Genomic DNA, 17,541 nt, shown 5'->3' on the forward strand with positions numbered 1-17,541 from the left:
AAATCATGGTGTCAAATAATCAACAAAAAACATTAAGTAAAGAAGATTTTCAAACAATAGCTTATTTTGCAGTAGGTGTTTCTTCTGAATCAAAATTAAATGCTTATAAATTAGTTATAGCAGCAAATACTAAAAATGGGAAATTATATCCTGTTGGGAATAGTGGATATTCTATCGGAACAATACAAACCGATTTAGGACAGCATCCCGAAGTTGTAAAAGATTTAGTTGATGCATATCAAAAATGGGCTTTAGAGAAAAAACCCGAATGGAAACTTTCTGAAAAACAAGAAAAGGATATTATTCATGATTTAGGAAGGACAGGTAGAGAGATAGAAAAAGAAGATGGAAGACCGTTACCAGCTGAGTTTAAAGCTAGGTTTAATCAATTCTTCAGTAGTAAAGATGGAATTACTTGGGTTCATACTCGAGATGTAAATCAGATTAATAAGATTGAGAAAAATATTTTTACTCCTTTGCAAGAGACAGAGTTATATAAAAAATTGTCTTTTGATGACAAAATACAATTAGTAGCAGTAACTTCGAAACTTTACAATCAAAGTGAACGCAATGGGAGAACAGTATTACAAGAAATTAAAAATGGTAAATTTCATTCAGTTAATGAGGTAAATAATAGAATTGATAGTATTCTTAAGGACAAAAATGACTATATAGAAACTGGTAGAAAAGAGGCAGTATTAGGTGCAATTCTAATTTCTCAATTAAATAAAATGGGAAAAAATAATATTTTATCTGATGAGTGGGATAGTGTTAAAACGAATCCTCTTGAAAATCCTTCTAAATTAGAAGGAGATAAAAAAAATAGTCATGATGAAATTAGAAAATTGTTTAATGAGCCTGAGAAATCTATTAATAAAATTAAACGAGAAGAAGGTAAAAAAGTAAGTGCTCAGGTTTCTCGTGATGATTTTAGTGCGCTAATTGATAATCTTATAAGTGATAAAGATGGTTCATTTACTAAGCAAGTTATTGCCGATAACAAAAATATTGTTGCTGCTTTAGATGCAAAAGTTCAAGAAAAAATAATACAAGAACAACAAAATATGGCTCAAGAAGTACAACAGAAAGCAAATGAGCAAAGTTTCGGTGGTCGTTCCCTTGGATAATAATGACGTTGCAAACTGAAGTAATCCCCTATGCCGTCTGAAAGTCAGTGGCGTAGATTTTCTCAAACTTTTGATACTAAGGAACTTATATGTGCGGTATCGTAGGTGCTATTCGCGCCAATCACAATGTAGTCGATTTTCTGACCGATGGTCTCAAACGCCTTGAATATCGGGGCTACGATTCGTCGGGTATTGCCGTAAACATGGACGGCAAAATCAAACGCGTCCGCCGCGTCGGCCGCGTGCAGCTGATGGAAGATGCTGCACGCGAAAAAGGCGTGTTTGGCCATATCGGCATCGGCCATACCCGTTGGGCGACCCACGGCGGCGTAACCGAGCCTAACGCCCACCCCCATATTTCCGGCGGCATGATTGCGGTTGTCCACAACGGCATCATCGAAAACTTCGAAGCCGAACGCGAACGCCTGCAAGCTCTGGGTTACACCTTCGAATCGCAAACCGATACCGAAGTCATCGCCCACAGTGTCAACCACGAATACACGCAAAACGGCGGCAAACTGTTTGAAGCCGTCCAAGCTGCGACTGCCCGTTTCCACGGCGCATACGCCATTGCTGTTATCGCACAAGACAACCCTGAAGAAATGGTTGTTGCGCGCATGGGCTGCCCGCTGTTGGTGGCCTTGGGCGACCAGGAAACCTTCATCGCTTCCGATGTATCCGCCGTGATTGCCTTTACCCGCCGCATCGCCTACTTGGAAGACGGCGACATCGCCCTGCTGAACGCAAACGGTATCGAAAAACTGCTCGACAAAACCGGTGCTCAAACCGAACGCGCGGTTAAAGTATCCGAATTGTCTCTGGCTTCTTTGGAGTTGGGCCCATACAGCCACTTCATGCAAAAAGAAATCCACGAACAACCCCGCGCCATCGCCGATACCGCCGAAGTCTTCTTGGACGGTGGTTTTGAACCTGAAAACTTCGGTGCGAATGCACGCGAAGTTTTCGACGATATCCACAGCATCAAAATCCTTGCCTGCGGCACGTCCTACTATGCCGCGCTGACTGCCAAATACTGGCTCGAATCCATTGCCAAAGTGCCGACCGACGTGGAAATCGCCAGCGAATACCGCTACCGCGACGTGATTGCCGATCCGAAACAACTGGTCATCACCATTTCCCAATCCGGCGAAACCCTGGACACCATGGAAGCCCTGAAATACGCGCAATCCTTGGGACACAAACACAGCCTGTCTATCTGTAACGTGATGGAATCCGCCCTGCCGCGTGAAAGCGAATTGGTACTGTACACACGCGCCGGCGCAGAAATCGGCGTTGCCTCTACCAAAGCGTTCACGACCCAACTGGTTGTCTTGTTCGGCCTGGCCGTTACCTTGGGCAAACACCGCGGCCTGGTTTCCGACGAACAGGCGCGTGAATACGTCGAAGAATTGCGCCAACTGCCGGGCAGCATTCAGCACGTTCTCAACCTTGAGCCGCAAATCGCCGCTTGGGCGCAAAAATTTGCCAAGAAAACCAGCGCACTCTTCCTGGGCCGCGGCATCCACTTCCCGATTGCCCTCGAAGGCGCGTTGAAGCTGAAAGAGATTACCTATATCCACGCCGAAGCTTATCCTGCGGGTGAGCTGAAACACGGCCCGTTGGCATTGGTGGACGAGAACATGCCCGTTGTCGTGATTGCCCCGAACGACAGCCTGTTGGACAAAGTGAAAGCCAATATGCAGGAAGTCGGCGCACGTGGTGGCGAACTCTTCGTCTTCGCCGACCTCGACAGCAACTTCAACGCCACCGAAGGCGTGCACGTCATCCGCGCCCCACGCCACGTCGGCGTACTCTCACCGATTGTGCACACCATCCCCGTGCAACTCCTGTCTTACCACGCTGCCCTCGCACGCGGTACAGACGTGGACAAACCGCGCAACTTGGCTAAATCGGTAACGGTTGAGTAAAGCCTGGCTTAAACGATAAAAGGTCGTCTGAAAAGTTTCAGACGACCTTGATTATTAATTAAAGGCAAACAAATGAATAAAGTCTATAAATACCTACTGGCAATCGCTGCTTTGGCGGCAGCAGGCTTCGGTATATATGAATATACTGCGCCCGATAAATACCAATACTGGAAAGAACTGATTGCCAAAGACCCCAAGCCTGACGGGGTTTCGGAACAGGAATACAGGGAAAAACTCAGGGCAGGTTACTGCTGGCGGGACAGGAAATTTTACACCCCTGAGGAATTACACAGGAAAGCAATGGTCAGTTTTGCAGGTAGGTTGTTGGGAGAAACAGAAGCCTATAAGGCCAACATGACCACCAATCAGGGCGGACGGGATTATTCTACGGGAGCAGACTGCGTACGTCACGAAAAGGCCTGTAGCGTCTGGTTTGTCCCGCAGGATTACACTAACGAGCAATGGGATAGTATGTTTTTGGCGGAGAAAGATCCGACGGATGGGACGCTGCTGGCAAAATATCCTAAAAAGGAAATCAGACAGGAAAATGATTTGAAAAACTATTTGAAACAATATGACAATAAAGGTTTTACTTTGATTCTTAGAGGTCCCAGTAAGAACGGTGCAGATGTGTATGGTTCTGATTGCTGTACAGTTTTAAGTAAAAAAGAGGCTGAACCAATAATTAAAAAAGATGCTTTAATTACTTATTTGGAAGGAGCAGCAATTTTTCCAGAAAATGACATACCCCAAAATATCAATATTCAAAATTACGGAGTAGGTAATTTTTATTTTAAATTTACTGGTGTAGATCCTGGCCTGCATAGATGGAATGTAAATAAAGAGAGAACGTATCAACAATACGCTACAGAAATATTATTCATGAACAATTGCGGAGATGTTTTGTGGCAACCTTTTTATGTCAAATAACTTATCTTCTTAACGAGGAGCAACATTATCATGCCAGATAACCAAAAATCTTTAGCTGTATCCGATGTTACAGTAGATAGAATTTTATCCCAATATTTGTGGAACAGCCCGATACCACCCAAAAGAGAAGATATGGGAATATCGATAACATCAGCTAATCGTACACCAGTAAAAATTGACGCAACCGACTATATGAAGAATGGTGCAGGCAGATATGCCACGGCAGCAGATTTCAAGATGTTTGAGAATTTTTTTAAAGCCTCGAATTTACCTGCAAGAAATACACCTTATTCTTTCGATGAGATTGGTAATAAAATCTATGGGGTAGAGAGATTTAACAGTTGGAAAAATGGTTTCTACAGTACGACTCCAGGAAATGGTTTTACTGTCGCTGTTTCTCAATACGGAATCGACACTTCATCTTCAGACTACGTCGAACGTGCTTTTATCTTCGGTTCAACACAAGTAGTTGTTACACCTGATGATCTTAGAAAGCTCCAATTCTTCGTCCGTCCGGACGGCAGCCGCGAAATTCGCAACCTCAGAATCACGCCCAAAGACGACAACTTCGATTTTATCGGCGGTTCATCTTCCCAAGACGCTTCGGGCAGGATGTTAAAAATGATGGTAGATACGGCAAACGCGGGGTTCAAGAAAGCTATTGATCCGAAAGGTATAGGCAGGTCTGTACCCCTTGTCTATACCGATACCGACAAGCTGCCGTTTGTCAATATTACGGATAAGGACTTCAAAAGACTCCAATCGGAGAAATCGAACCAAGAAAAACCAGATATTCTGATGGAAGAAACAGGTATTCTTCTGTTTCGTCAAGGAGGAGGGTTATTTAATAAGCTGAAAAAATCACCAGCCTTATATGATAAAAGCCTGCTGGGGCGTTGGCGAGACATTGAGCAGAATGCCAACGAAATGTACCAAAAAACCCGTGACCTTATCGAAAAAGATCCAAATATGATGTCTTTGGATGAAAGGGATGAACGCGATCAATACGCGGCGGATATTGATAAACCAACGGCTTTAACTATTGAGGATATGCCGCAAAACGCCCAAAAAATCTATCATCAAGGGAAACAGATTTTTGCTGATTTTTGTGCCCAGAAAAACATCGCTTACGATGCAAATAGTTTGGACAATATTGCGATGTCGTTAGCTTCAGTGGCTTATAAAAACAAGATGAGTGGTGTGTCTTTAATCAATATTAACGATAATGGGAAAGTCTCGGTCGGACACAGAGCCCCCGGATTAATAATGGCTTCTGTAGATATGTGGGAAGCGGCTAAGACGCCGGTAGAGGAAAGCCTGAGCCAAATTCAGCAAACGGCACAACGAATTGAATATGAGGAGCAACAAAAACAAATCGTGCAATCCCAATCACATGGAGCGAGGATTTCTTAAGTAAAATCAAAAGAAAATGTAAAAAGGGGACTTAAATTCTACCAATTATCTACAAATGGTTTGATTGATTTTAAACAAAGCTAAAGGCCGTCTGAAACCTATTTCAAGGTTTCAGACGGCCTGTTGTTTTAAAGCGTTTTATTCTGCGCCGACAACGACGGTGTTGAGGTCTTTGAATTTGACGCGGCGTTGCCATGCGTCGCGGACTTGTTCGACGGTCAGGCTGTTGATGGCTTTGGGGTAGGCTTCCAAGTAGTCGTTGGGCAGGTCGTAGAGGCCGATCAGGCTCAGGTAGTTAAGCAGTTTGTCGTTGGAGTCGTAGCGCAGGGGGAAGCTGCCGACGATGTTGGCTTTGGCCTGTTTCAGTTCGGCTTCGGTCGGGCCTTCGGCGATAAACTGTTCGATGACGGCTTGGGTGTCGGCCAGTGAGGCTTTGGTGTTTTTCTTTTGGGTGGAGTAGGAAACGGCAAACGTGCCTTCTTCTGTCGCCGGGGCGAGGCTGCTGTATACGCCGTAGGTGTAGCCGTGTTGGTCGCGCAAAACTTTCATGAGGCGGCTGTCGAAACCGCCACCGCCGAGGATGTAGTTACCGGCAACGAGGGCGTAATAGTCGGGGTCGTGGCGTTTGATGAGGGAGGTGCCGAGCAGGACTTGTGCTTGTGTGCCGGCAAAGGGGATGTCGCGGCGTTGGGCGGTTTGTTTGGGAACGGGCGGGATGGCGTGGGTTGCGGTGGCTTTGGCCGGCAGGTCTTTGAGGACGCGATCGACCAGTTGCTCTGCCTGTTTGCGGTTGAGGTCGCCGACGATGGCGACGATGGCGTTGTCTTTGCCGTAGTGGGTACGGTGGAAGGCGCGGATGTCGTCGAGGTTGACGCGTTTGAGGCTGTCAACGGTTATGTTTGCGCCGCTGCCGTAGGGGTGTTTCGGGTAGATGAGTTTGGTCAGTTCGCGCGTGGCGGTGTAGTCGGGGGTGGTTTCTTGTTGTTGCAAGCCGGTAATGGATTGGGTTTGACGGCGGCGGAAAACGGCTTCGTCAAAGCGCGGACGGGTCAGCGAGTGGTTGAGCAAGTTGGCGGCTTTGTCGCGGATGTCGGCTTTGCTGAGGCTGCGGAAGCCTGCGGACGCGCTTTCGGCATTGCTGTCGCTGCTGATTTGTGCGCCGATGTTGTCGGCTTCGGCATTGAAGGCTTCTTCGTCCAGCTCTTGGGTGCCGTCGGTCAGGAGGGCGGCGGTAAATTCGGCAACTTGGCTTTTGCCGTCCGGATTGGCGACGCTGCCTGCGCCCTTGAAGCTGACTTCAAGGTCGATGATGGGGTTTTCGTGGCGTTCGACAAGGAGGATTTGGGTACCGTCGCGGTTGCGCCAGCGTTGGATGTCGGTGGCGGCTTGGACGCTTAAGGGCAGGAGTAGGGCAAGGGCGAGCAGGGTGGGTTTCATGTTGTGGCTTTCTGTTAGGGCCGTCTGAAAGGATATGGGCTTTCAGACGGCCTGATGTTTATCGGCGTTTGGCAGCTTTTTTGCTTGGTGCGGCGGCTGTTTTTTGCGGCTCGATGATGACGGTACTCATGCGCTCGTCGGTCAACATCCGGGCGGCGGCCTGTACTTCTTGTGCGCTGACGGCCTGTAGGCGGCGGTGGATTTCTTGTTCGTCGGTATATTGGAAACCGCGCGCTTCGAGGCGGCCCATCATGGAGGCTTGGGAAGACATGGAGTCTTTGGCGTAGATTTCGTTGACCGCTGCTTGGGTTTTGACGCGCTGCAATTCTTCTTCTGAAACGCCGTGGTCGGCAATGTCTTTGATTTCTTGGCGCAGCTGGGCAATCAGAGTATCGGTTTTCACGCCTTCGGCAGGCATGGCTATGACGCTGAACAGCGGCATCTCTCGGCTGATGATGTCGTAATGCGTTCCTGCGCTCAATGCGGTTTGCTTGCCGCGCACGAGGTTTTTATCAAAACGGCTGGACGCGTTGCCTGCCAAAATATCGGAGAGGATGTCGAGGGCGAAAGGCATCGTGTCATCGAGTTTTTGGAGTTTCGGCACACGGAAGTTGATGGCAATCAGCGGCTGGTGTGTGACCGGAGAAGTGGCTTTGACTGTAACAGGCTTGCGCAAATAGGGTTCGGTATTGAGTTTGTTGCGCGGCGGCTGGGCTTTGGCCGGAATATCGCCAAAGAGTTTGGCGGCCGTCTGAAGCGTTTGTTTGGCATCGACATCGCCGACAATGACCAATACGGCATTGTTGGGCGCGTAATATTGTTTGTACCACGCGCGCAGGTCGTCGGCTTTGAGGATGTGCAAATCTTTCATGTAGCCGATGACGGAGGCGCGCATAGACGGTTGGGTAAAGGCGGCAAGATAGGCTTGTTCCCACATTTTGCCGTCGGCCGTGTCTTCCGTGCGTTGGCGGCGTTCTTCGCGGATGACGTTCATCTCGTTGAGGAATTCTTTGTCGCTGAAGTTGAGGTTGTGCATGCGGTCGGCTTCGAGCTTCAGAATTTCGGGCAGGTTGGCGGCGGCGACGTTTTCGTAATAGACCGTTTCATTGCGGTTGGTGTAGGCGTTGTTTTGCCCGCCCAGCTCGGACACGCGGCGGTTGAACTCGCCGGAGGGAACGTCTTTTGTGCCTTTAAACATCATGTGTTCCAAAGCATGGCTCAGGCCGCTTTTGCCCGGTTTTTCATCCACGCTGCCGATTTTGTACCAAATCTGCGAAACGGCCACTGGCGCGCGGTGGTCTTCTTTGACGATGATTTTCAGACCGTTGGGCAGGGTTTCAGAAAGCGTCTGCGCCCATGAAGCGGCAGGCAGCGCGAAGGCAAGCATTAAAGCAATTCGGCGTAACATGGTTTAATCCGTAAAATGAAAATCAATCGCCAAAGTATAGCGGAAAATCTGAAAGATTGGCCGAATGTTTCAGACGGCCCGGGCTTTATCTGCTGATTCACATCAAGCGCGGCCGTTGCCAATCTTTACCGTCGCCCCTCATTCGCGGATAATCCCAAACATTCCCGTTTCCAACCATCACAAAGGAATCATCATGGCATTTTTGAAACTGACCGAACAAAATGTTCAAGACAAAACCGTTCTGATCCGCGCCGATATGAACGTACCGTTTAAAGACGGCAACATCAGCGACGACACCCGTATCCGTGCTTCGCTCGCATCCATCAAATACTGCTTGGACAACGGCGCGTCTGTGATCGTGATGACCCACCTCGGCCGTCCGACCGAAGGCGAATTCCATCCTGAAGACGATGTAGCGCCTGTTGCCGCGCATTTGGGCAAACTGTTGGGCAAAGACGTGAAAGTATTGAACGACTGGCGTGAAAACAAACCGACTTTGAACGCCGGTGATGTCGTGATGTTGCAAAACGTGCGCATCAACAAAGGCGAGAAGAAAAACGACTTGGAGCTGGGCAAAGCCTACGCTTCTTTGTGCGATGTGTTCGTCAATGACGCGTTCGGCACCGCCCACCGCGCCCAAGCTTCGACTGAAGCCGTTGCCCAAGCCGCACCGGTTGCCTGTGCCGGCGTATTGATGGCGGGCGAACTCGACGCTTTGGGCAAAGCCTTGAAACAACCGGCTCATCCGATGGTTGCCATCGTTGCCGGCAGCAAAGTGTCCACCAAGCTGACCATCCTTGAATCGTTGGCCGACAAAGTCGACCAACTGATCGTCGGCGGCGGCATTGCCAACACATTCTTGCTGGCAGAAGGCAAGGCCATCGGCAAATCTTTGGCCGAACACGATTTGGTGGAAGAATCCAAAAAAATCATGGCGAAAATGGCGGCCAAAGGCGGCTCTGTTCCGCTGCCGACCGATGTGGTTGTCGCTAAAGCCTTTGCCGCCGATGCGGAAGCGGTGGTGAAAGACATTGCCGACGTTGCCGAAGACGACATGATTTTGGACATCGGCCCGAAATCCGCCGCTGCTTTGGCCGAGCTGCTCAAAGCCGCAGGCACTGTCGTATGGAACGGCCCGGTCGGCGTGTTTGAATTTGACCAATTTGCCGGCGGTACCAAAGTATTGGCCGAAGCAATTGCCCAAAGCGATGCGTTCTCGATTGCCGGCGGCGGCGATACTTTGGCGGCGATTGCCAAATTCGGCGTAACCGACCAAATCAGTTACATCTCCACCGGCGGCGGCGCGTTCCTCGAATTCTTGGAAGGCAAAGAGTTGCCTGCCGTAGCCGCTTTGGAAAAACGCGGCGCATAATCGGTTTTAATCTCGATGGCTGAATAAAGGCCGTCTGAAATCTGGAAATCAGGTTTCAGACGGCCTTATTTATTTTGTTGGAATGTGTTATCGGTTTAGGCGGTTTGCGTATCCGACTGTCTGTGCAATGCCTGATAACACGGTGCAAGCTGGCGGATGATGAGGTCGAGCTGGTGTTTGAGGATTTGGTTTTGTTGGGACTGCTCTTTGTCGGTCTGCTCCAAATCGGCAAACTCCTGTCGGATGGCTTCGATGCTTGCATCGAAGGTGGCCGGTTCGGTCTGCGGCATTTGTTTGAGGAGTTCGGCGATGTGGTGGGTCAGGCGGGCATATGGGGCGAAGGTATCGCTGCCGTCGTGATGAACCTGGTCGCGGTATGCGCCGAGCGCGGAAATGTGGCCGGTCAGCGCATAGCTGGTTTTGAGCAGGGTAAAACCGTCTTGCAGGCGGTCTTGGTATTTTTTCGGGTTGCTGCTCATGTCGGATAAGGTGCTGCTGAGGGCGGCGGTGCTTTCGTGGGCTTGGCGGCGGGTGAGGCGGTAGTCGACATCGTCGCGGCTGCCGTTTTGCAGCTGGTCGAGGATGGCGTCGAGATAGCGGCCGTTGGCAGTGATGGTCTGGGCGGCGGTGTGGCTGAGGGTGAGGTAACGCCAATCGGGCCAGAGGTAGGTGGCGGCGGCCCATGCGATAACGGAACCGACGATGGTGTCGATGATGCGGATGGGCATGGCGTGGTACACGTCCAAACCGGCAAGCGAAAGGCTGGTCAGGGCTTGGATGGTGATGAAGAAGGTGGAGAAGCTGTATTTGTAGCTTCGGGTGATGAAAAACAGGGTGGTGCTGGCGATGACAATCCAGAGTTTGGTTTCAACGGACGGGGTGAAGTAGGGGACGAGCGAACCGACAATCACGCCGAGAATCGTGCCGGCGATACGTTGGTATACGCGGCTTTTGGTGGCGGTGTAGTTGGGTTGGCAGACAAAGAGGGCGGTCAGCAGAATCCAGTAGCCGAGGTTGAGATGGAGGATTTCGACGATGATGCAGGCCGCGGCCACGACGATGGAGAGGCGGGTGGCATGGCGGAAGACGCCGGATTCGAAATTGAGCTGGCTGAGGACGGTTTCGCCGATGTTGCGGAACTTGGTGTTTTCAATGGCGGCGATACGGGTGTCGGTGTTGTCGTTTTCGGCGAGGGACGCATCGTTTTGCAGTTGCCGCAGTTGGTAATCGACGCTGCTGAGGTTGTCGAGCAGGCGGCGGATATTGTGGAGGTTGGCATTGTCGGCGTGGGTCTCGGCAAAATGGCCGAGGGATTGGCGGCAGCCTTCCATGGCGCGGCCGAGGCGTTTGCTGTATGCGTAGGGTTTGTTGTTGCGCAGGGTGGCGGCAATGTTGCGGCACGCCTGGCCCTGCATTTCGAGCAGGCGGCGGATACGGAAGATGAGGTCGGTGTTTTTGAGCTGCTCGGCCATTTCGCTGTAATCGACGTGGGCGGAGCTGATGCGTTCGTGCATGTCTTGCGCGCTGAGATAGTAGCGCAGCATTTTGGCAGTGCGTGGATGGCGGTGTTGGCCGCGTAATCGGTAGAAAAGTGCGGCACGGCATTGGTTGAAGGCGGTAATCACGCTGGTGTTGCTCATGGCCAGGTCGATTTGACGGTTGCCCAACCATGCGGCTTCGTCGGGATCGAAAAAGTCGGCTTTGGCATCGAAGTAGTTGCTCAGTGCGTCGTAGGCGTTGGCGACGGTTTCTTGGACGGGGCGGTGGGGCAGGATGATTTGGAAGATCAGGGTGCTGACGCTGTATAGGACTGTGCCCAGCAGAATCATGACGGGATTGGTCAGCCAGTAGCTTTCGGGGGTGTAGGTCAGCGTGGTGTAGGTGGCGACGGCGAGCGCACCGAAAGCGATGGTGCGGTATTTGAGGCCGACGGTGCCGAGGATGGTGAAGCCGAAAGTCATCAGGGTCATGGCCAAGATGAAGGGAATGCCTGTGCCGATGGTGCTTTGGGCAAGCAGTGAGGAGAGGGTAAACAGGGCGACGGTGATGACGATGTTTATCAGACGGCCTGTGAGGCGGTTGTCCAAATCGACCAAACCGCCGGCAATAATGCCGAGTACGAAGGGCATGGCGAGTTTGGGGGTGTTAAAGTGCCAAACGAGGGTGGCGGCGATGAATACGCTGGCGAAGACGGGTAGGGAGGCAATGATCAGAGGTTTGAGCGGCGGGGTGTTCATGGTTGGGTTGTTTTATTTGTTATGAGATGAATGATTGGATTTTAACAGGATTTTCAGTCGGTTTCAGAATGCTTTAAATGAGATAAGGCCGTCTGAACGGATACGGCGAAATGCTTGATTTCGTTTCCACATCTGTTCAGACGGCCTTGTTTGGCCTGCGTCATCAGGTCATCAGGTTGAGGTCGCTGATGCGGTCGTAGAGACGCTCGGTATTGTTGCCCTCGTCGTGCATTTGAATGCGCAGGCGCAAGTCGTTGGCGGATACCGCTTGGCGCAGGGCTTCGCTGAGTTCGATTTGGCCTTGTGCGTAGAGGTTGAAGAGGTTTTGGTCGAACGTCTGCATGCCGTTGCTGCCGGAGCGTGCCATCAGGTCGCGGATTTCCAGCAATTCGCCTTTGAAAATCAGGTCCTGCATGGCCGGAGTGTTGAGCAGGAGGTCGGTAACGGCCGTGCGTTGGCGGTTTTTCTTGACAACGAGGCGTTGGCCGATGATGCCGACGAGGTTTAACGCCAAATCCATCAAAACCTGTTGGCGGCGGTCTTCCGGATAGAAGTTGATGATGCGCTCGATGGTTTGGGAGGCTGTGCTGGCGTGGATGGTGAAAACGCACAGATGACCGGTTTGAGCCAGTTGGAGGGCGTATTCCATGCTTTCTTCGCTGCGGACTTCGCCGATACAGACGACGTCGGGTGCTTGACGCATGGCGCTTTGAACGGCGGTTTTCCAGTTGTCGGTATCGATGCCGATTTCGCGCTGGGTAAAGATGCTTCGGCAAGGTTTGTAGATAAACTCGATGGGGTCTTCGATGGTAACGATATGGCCGGGCAGCTTTTGGTTGCGGTAGTTGAGCATGGAGGCCATGGTGGTGGACTTACCCGAACCGGTCGGGCCGGCGAGGATCAGCAGGCCGCGTGGCGCGAGTGCAAGCTCTTGGAGTTTTTCGGGCAAACCGAGGGTCTTCATTTCGGGAATGTCTTGGCTGACGCGGCGCAATACCATGCCGACGCGGCCTTGCTCGTGGTAGGCGTTGACACGGTAGCGCGTGTTGCTGCGCGATTGGACGGAATAGTTGATTTCCCAGTCGCGGTTGAAGGCTTCGAGCTGGTCAGGGTTCATGGTGGATTCGGCGATGGCGGCGGTGTCCGCGCCGGTCAGTGCTTTGTGGGGCATGGGCGTGAGGGTGCCGCCGACTTTGATGGCAGGGGGAAAACCTGCGCTGATGAAGATGTCGGATGCGTTGCGTTTTTCGGCCTCTTCACACATGCGGTCGAGCAGGGGGTGAAGATGCGTGCCGATTTCGGCCGGTGTGGGGATGTGCGGTGCTTGGTTTTTTTGTGAGTAGGCTTGCACCATTTCGCTTAACAGGTCGTGCAGAGGGGCGAGGTCGCTCATGATGATTCTCTTTAAAACGGGTATTCGGTCAGGCTCAAAGGCCGTCTGAAAACGGGATGATGGGGTTCAGACGGCCTGAGTATGGTTTAGAAAATAGAGAGGTTTTCGATGTTTTGCGCTTTGCTGCGTGCCATCTCGGGGCTGATGGTGCCTTGGCGGACAAGGGTTTGCAGGGCTTGATCGAGGGTTTGCATACCGTGGGCCTGACCGGTTTGGAGGGCGGCGTTGATTTGGGCGATTTTGTTTTCGCGGATGAGGTTGCGCACGGCCGGTGTGGAAATCAGGATTTCGTGCGCGGCGACGCGGCCGTTGCCGTCTCGGGTTTTCAGCAGGGTTTGGGAAATGATGGCGCGCAAGGATTCGGACAACATGGAGCGCACGATTTCTTTTTCGCCTGCAGGGAATACGTCGACAATACGGTCGATGGTTTTGGCGGCGCCGGTCGTGTGCAGCGTGCCGAAAACCAAGTGGCCGGTTTCGGCGGCGGTCAGGGCGAGGGAGATGGTTTCAGGGTCGCGCATCTCACCGATCAAAATCACGTCTGGGTCTTCGCGCAGGGCGGAACGCAGGGCGTTGGTAAAGCTGAGGGTGTGTTGATGCAGCTCGCGTTGGTTGATGAGCGCTTTTTTGCTTTGGTGAACGAACTCAATCGGGTCTTCGATGGTCAGAATGTGGGCCGGTTGGGTTTCGTTGATGTAGTTGACCATCGCTGCCAGCGTGGTGGATTTACCCGAACCGGTCGGGCCGGTTACCAAGACCAAACCGCGTGGATTTTCGGCAATTTTTTGGAAAATGCGCGGCGCACGCAATTCTTCCAGCGTCAGGACGGTGCTCGGAATGGTACGGAATACGGCGGCCGGGCCGCGTTCGGTCATAAAGGCGTTGACGCGGAAACGGGCAACATTGGGCAGCTCAAATGAGAAATCGACTTCAAAATCCTGTTGATAGAGCTTGCGCTGGTGGTCGTTCATGACCGAGGTAATCATGGTACCGACTTCTTCCGAGCTCATCTCGGGCAGGTTGATGCGGCGGATGTCGCCGTGTACGCGTATCATAGGGGAAATGCCCGAACTCAAATGGAGGTCGGAGGCTTTGTTTTTCACGCCGAACGCGAGTAAGTCGGTAATCTGCATAATGTGGCCTTGTTTTGGTTTAGAATAATAAAATCGCTTTATTTTAAATAGATAAACCCGTTCGACCAAGTAAAATTTTCAAAATGCCGAGTGATGAACGGGTTAAAGGAGAAAACCATGTCGGTATTGCAACAAAACTATCGGGACGTATGCCGGGCGGTTGAACAGGCGGCTGAGGCTGCCGGACGGCCTGCGGATGCGGTAAAGCTGGTGGCGGTCAGTAAGACATTTCCGGCAGACGATATCCGCGAAGTGTATGCGGCCGGTCAGCGCGATTTTGGCGAGAACTATATTCAGGAATGGTTTGAAAAAACGGAAACACTGGCTGATTTGCCGGATATTGTTTGGCACGTTATCGGCGATGTGCAGTCTAATAAAACCAAATTTGTGGCCGAGCGTGCACATTGGGTGCATACGGTAGGCCGTCTGAAAACGGCGCGGCGCTTGAGCGAACAAAGGCCGTTTGAAATGCCGCCGTTGCAGGTGTGCATTGAAGTGAACATTGCCGCTGAAGAGGCAAAACACGGCGTGGCGCCCGATGAAGCGGTCGGGCTGGCCCTTGAAGTGGCCAAGTTGCCGAATATTCAAGTGCGCGGATTGATGTGTGTGGCCAAGGCCGACAGCAGCGATGATGAATTGCGCAACCAGTTTCACACCATACAGCGGCTGTTGGCTGAGTTGAACGCGGCAGGCGTCGAAGCAGATGTTTTGTCTATGGGTATGTCCGGCGATATGCCAATCGCGGTAGAATGCGGCGCAACCCATGTCCGCATCGGCAGCGCGATTTTCGGCAAGCGGCATTATCCTCAAGCGTAAAATTAATGGCCGTCTGAATAGGACAGACAGCAGTTTCAGACGGCCTGATCGATATCACAAAGGAGTGACATATATTATGAATATCTATTTTCTCGGCGGCGGCAATATGGCGACTGCCATTGCAGGCGGTTTGGTCAAACAAGACGGCTATCGTGTCCACATTGTTGAACGTGGCGCCGAAAGACGGGCGCAGTTGGTTCAAGAATTGGGCGTAGCCACTTCTGAAAACCTGCCCGAATTGAGTACGGACGATGTCCTCATTCTCGCCGTCAAACCGCAAGACATGCAGGCAGCTTGTCAAAACATTCGTTTGAATGGCGCGCTGGTGTTGTCCGTAGCGGCTGGTTTATCCATCGATACCCTCAGCCATTATCTGGGCGGCACACGCCGTATCGTGCGCATCATGCCCAATACGCCGGCCAAAATCGGCTTGGGCGTATCCGGTATGTTTGCCGATGCAAGCGTTTCAGAAACTGACCGTGCAGCTGCAGACAGCATCATGCGCTCTGTCGGCACAACCGTTTGGCTGAACGAGGAAGAGCAACTCCACAATATTACCGGCATCAGCGGCAGCGGCCCCGCCTACGTTTTCTATCTGTTGGGCGCGCTCCAAAATGCGGCTTTGGCACAAGGTTTCAACGAACAAGACGCACGCGAACTGAGCCTCGCCACATTTAAAGGCGCAGTGGCTTTGGCCGAACAAACCGGCGAAGCATTCGCACAATTACAGCAAAACGTAACTTCCAAAGGCGGTACGACACACGAAGCCATCGAAACCTTCAAAGCCCGTCACGTTGCCGAAGCCATCGAACAGGGCGTAGAAGCCTGCGTTAAACGTTCGCAAGAAATGGCGCAACAATACAAGGCCGTCTGAACATGCGCGGCGACTTGCTCCTATTATTGGCAGACGCCGTTGCCATCCTGTGTATCACACGCTTTTTGCTCCGATACGCAGGATTGGCAGCAGAACACCCCCTGCTCAAATTCAGCATACAGGCAACAGGCTGGCTGACCAAACCTTGGCAAAAAGCATTTCCAAGCGGCGAGAAAACCGATTGGTACTGCCTGCCCGCAGGTTTTCTGGTGTATTACCTTGCCTGTACCGCCATTATTTTCATCTCGCCGGCATTATCCATCAGCAATAAGCTGATTCTGGCAAACTTCTGGTTTGCCGCACTCCATATGCTGAAAGCCGCAGCCTATACATTACTTATCGGTCTGATTATTAGAATGGTGGCCAGCATACAGGGCCGCTATTCGCCGTTGACTTATGCCATCGAACGAATCTTGCAGCCATTACTCAAACCGTTTTCCTTCTTACGCGTAGGACGATACGATTTTTCAGGCAGTTTGTTGGCACTCTTATTATGGTTGTGGCTGGCTCGATGGTTTCCCCAACTTATCCAGCAAACCAACCTGTGGTTGCTTCAATAGGCCGTCTGAAAGCGCAGCAGGTATTAACGACCAAAAATACAACGTCCTAAAAAGCGCATTAATATATTTAGGCGTAAGCTAGTGCAAAAAAGTGCAAATCGAAATATAAAGAACAAATGAATAGGTAAAACATGATATGATTCGCCCAATTTCCAAAACGGAAATTCGAGAAAACCCAATAAAAGCAAACCCGTAGCATCCAAATCATTAACATAAACCGAAAGCAGACACCATGGCAAAGCTGACAGAACAAGATATTTTAAACTGGGATGGTCCCGAAGAGGACTACATGAACAGCGACCAATTGGCCTTCTTCCGCGAACTACTGGTTAAAATGCAAGAAGAGCTGATTGAAAATGCAAACACCACTACCGGTCATCTCCAAGAGCACGAATCCGCCCCCGATCCTGCCGACCGCGCTACCCAAGAAGAAGAGTACGCTTTAGAACTGCGCACTCGCGATCGCGAGCGTAAACTTCTCAATAAAGTGCAAGCGACTCTCCGTAGTATTGACGAAGGCGATTACGGTTTCTGTGCCGATACCGGCGAACCCATCGGCCTCAAACGCCTGCTGGCACGTCCGACCGCGACACTGTCCGTAGAAGCGCAAGAGCGACGCGAACGAATGAAAAAACAGTTTGCCGACTAAAATATAGACATAAAACCTCAAAAAGGCCGTCTGAAAGAGCATTTCAGACGGCCTTTAGTTTGTGTTTTTTGTATGTATGGAGAGTGTAGGAGGTTTGATAGTATTTTTTATAAAATAAAAACCCTGTTAAAACAGGGGAGTGATTAAATTTCAGAAAATAATTTTGCGAAAGGTGTTGACTGGTTTCGTTGGAAGGCGTATAGTTCGGTTCTTCGCTGCTGATGCGGTGAAGAAAACGAAGCAGACAGTATAACACAGTTGGTT

14 protein-coding genes and 1 pseudogene are annotated in these 17,541 nt (G+C 51.1%); 9 read left to right on the plus strand and 6 right to left on the minus strand.

What is annotated here, in order from left to right:
- The first annotated feature begins 5 nt into the window (after nucleotides 1-5).
- From ACTHRY_RS07865 to ACTHRY_RS07880, 4 genes are all read left to right on the plus strand, one after another.
- A complete protein-coding gene (locus ACTHRY_RS07865) occupies nucleotides 6-1,127 on the plus strand; it encodes a hypothetical protein (RefSeq protein WP_003747672.1) in 1,122 nt (373 codons plus the stop codon).
- Nucleotides 1,128-1,216: 89 nt separating this feature from the next.
- Nucleotides 1,217-3,055 (plus strand): glutamine--fructose-6-phosphate transaminase (isomerizing), encoded by a 1,839-nt coding sequence (glmS, locus tag ACTHRY_RS07870; RefSeq protein ID WP_003747670.1) that lies wholly within the window; start codon nucleotides 1,217-1,219, stop codon nucleotides 3,053-3,055.
- 72 nt (nucleotides 3,056-3,127) lie between these two features.
- Nucleotides 3,128-3,985 (plus strand): hypothetical protein, encoded by an 858-nt coding sequence (locus tag ACTHRY_RS07875; RefSeq protein ID WP_003747667.1) that lies wholly within the window; start codon nucleotides 3,128-3,130, stop codon nucleotides 3,983-3,985.
- Nucleotides 3,986-4,015: 30 nt separating this feature from the next.
- Nucleotides 4,016-5,398, plus strand: coding sequence for a calcium-binding protein (locus ACTHRY_RS07880; protein ID WP_231288098.1), 1,383 nt, complete (start codon nucleotides 4,016-4,018; stop codon nucleotides 5,396-5,398).
- 138 nt (nucleotides 5,399-5,536) lie between these two features.
- Here ACTHRY_RS07880 and ACTHRY_RS07885 read toward each other — a convergent pair whose 3' ends face one another.
- Together ACTHRY_RS07885 and ACTHRY_RS07890 are read right to left on the minus strand one after the other, a co-directional pair.
- Nucleotides 5,537-6,835 (minus strand): M16 family metallopeptidase, encoded by a 1,299-nt coding sequence (locus tag ACTHRY_RS07885; protein ID WP_003747662.1) that lies wholly within the window; start codon nucleotides 6,833-6,835, stop codon nucleotides 5,537-5,539.
- A 58-nt stretch (nucleotides 6,836-6,893) separates the two neighbouring features.
- A complete protein-coding gene (locus ACTHRY_RS07890; protein ID WP_440374181.1) occupies nucleotides 6,894-8,243 on the minus strand; it encodes a M16 family metallopeptidase in 1,350 nt (449 codons plus the stop codon).
- Between the two features lie 193 nt (nucleotides 8,244-8,436).
- Between ACTHRY_RS07890 and ACTHRY_RS07895 the strand changes: the two genes are divergently transcribed.
- Nucleotides 8,437-9,615 carry a phosphoglycerate kinase gene (locus tag ACTHRY_RS07895; protein ID WP_049322966.1) on the plus strand — a complete coding sequence of 393 codons (1,179 nt, stop codon included), beginning with the start codon at nucleotides 8,437-8,439 and terminating at the stop codon, nucleotides 9,613-9,615.
- Nucleotides 9,616-9,710: 95 nt separating this feature from the next.
- Here the strand turns inward: ACTHRY_RS07895 and yccS are convergent, their stop codons facing one another.
- The 3 genes from yccS to ACTHRY_RS07910 form a co-directional block, all read right to left on the minus strand.
- Complete coding sequence (yccS, locus tag ACTHRY_RS07900; RefSeq protein ID WP_049359274.1) at nucleotides 9,711-11,852, minus strand: YccS family putative transporter; 2,142 nt, start codon at nucleotides 11,850-11,852, stop codon at nucleotides 9,711-9,713.
- Between the two features lie 163 nt (nucleotides 11,853-12,015).
- Nucleotides 12,016-13,245, minus strand: a complete 1,230-nt coding sequence (locus tag ACTHRY_RS07905) for a PilT/PilU family type 4a pilus ATPase (RefSeq protein ID WP_003747654.1) — start codon at nucleotides 13,243-13,245, stop codon at nucleotides 12,016-12,018.
- A gap of 86 nt (nucleotides 13,246-13,331) precedes the next feature.
- A complete protein-coding gene (locus ACTHRY_RS07910) occupies nucleotides 13,332-14,378 on the minus strand; it encodes a type IV pilus twitching motility protein PilT (RefSeq protein WP_049359273.1) in 1,047 nt (348 codons plus the stop codon).
- A gap of 117 nt (nucleotides 14,379-14,495) precedes the next feature.
- Here ACTHRY_RS07910 and ACTHRY_RS07915 point away from each other — a divergent pair, with 117 nt between their 5' ends.
- The 4 genes from ACTHRY_RS07915 (at nucleotide 14,496) to dksA (ending at nucleotide 17,277) form a co-directional block, all read left to right on the plus strand.
- Entirely contained in the window at nucleotides 14,496-15,194 is a 699-nt protein-coding gene (locus ACTHRY_RS07915) for a YggS family pyridoxal phosphate-dependent enzyme (protein ID WP_049322962.1), read from the plus strand.
- A gap of 76 nt (nucleotides 15,195-15,270) precedes the next feature.
- On the plus strand, nucleotides 15,271-16,068 hold the full coding sequence (gene proC / locus ACTHRY_RS07920) for a pyrroline-5-carboxylate reductase (protein ID WP_049322961.1): 798 nt from the start codon (nucleotides 15,271-15,273) through the stop codon (nucleotides 16,066-16,068).
- A gap of 2 nt (nucleotides 16,069-16,070) precedes the next feature.
- The gene (locus tag ACTHRY_RS07925) at nucleotides 16,071-16,628 is read left to right on the plus strand and encodes a YggT family protein (RefSeq protein ID WP_049322960.1); all 558 of its coding nucleotides are present in this window, start codon (nucleotides 16,071-16,073) and stop codon (nucleotides 16,626-16,628) included.
- A gap of 232 nt (nucleotides 16,629-16,860) precedes the next feature.
- Nucleotides 16,861-17,277, plus strand: a complete 417-nt coding sequence (gene dksA, locus ACTHRY_RS07930) for an RNA polymerase-binding protein DksA (protein ID WP_004519243.1) — start codon at nucleotides 16,861-16,863, stop codon at nucleotides 17,275-17,277.
- A gap of 43 nt (nucleotides 17,278-17,320) precedes the next feature.
- Here dksA and ACTHRY_RS07935 read toward each other — a convergent pair.
- A pseudogene (locus ACTHRY_RS07935) lies at nucleotides 17,321-17,541 on the minus strand (hypothetical protein); the annotation flags it as partial.

Origin of the sequence: Neisseria sp. P0004.S004 (assembly GCF_051963335.1) — a bacterium.
Taxonomy (GTDB): domain Bacteria; phylum Pseudomonadota; class Gammaproteobacteria; order Burkholderiales; family Neisseriaceae; genus Neisseria.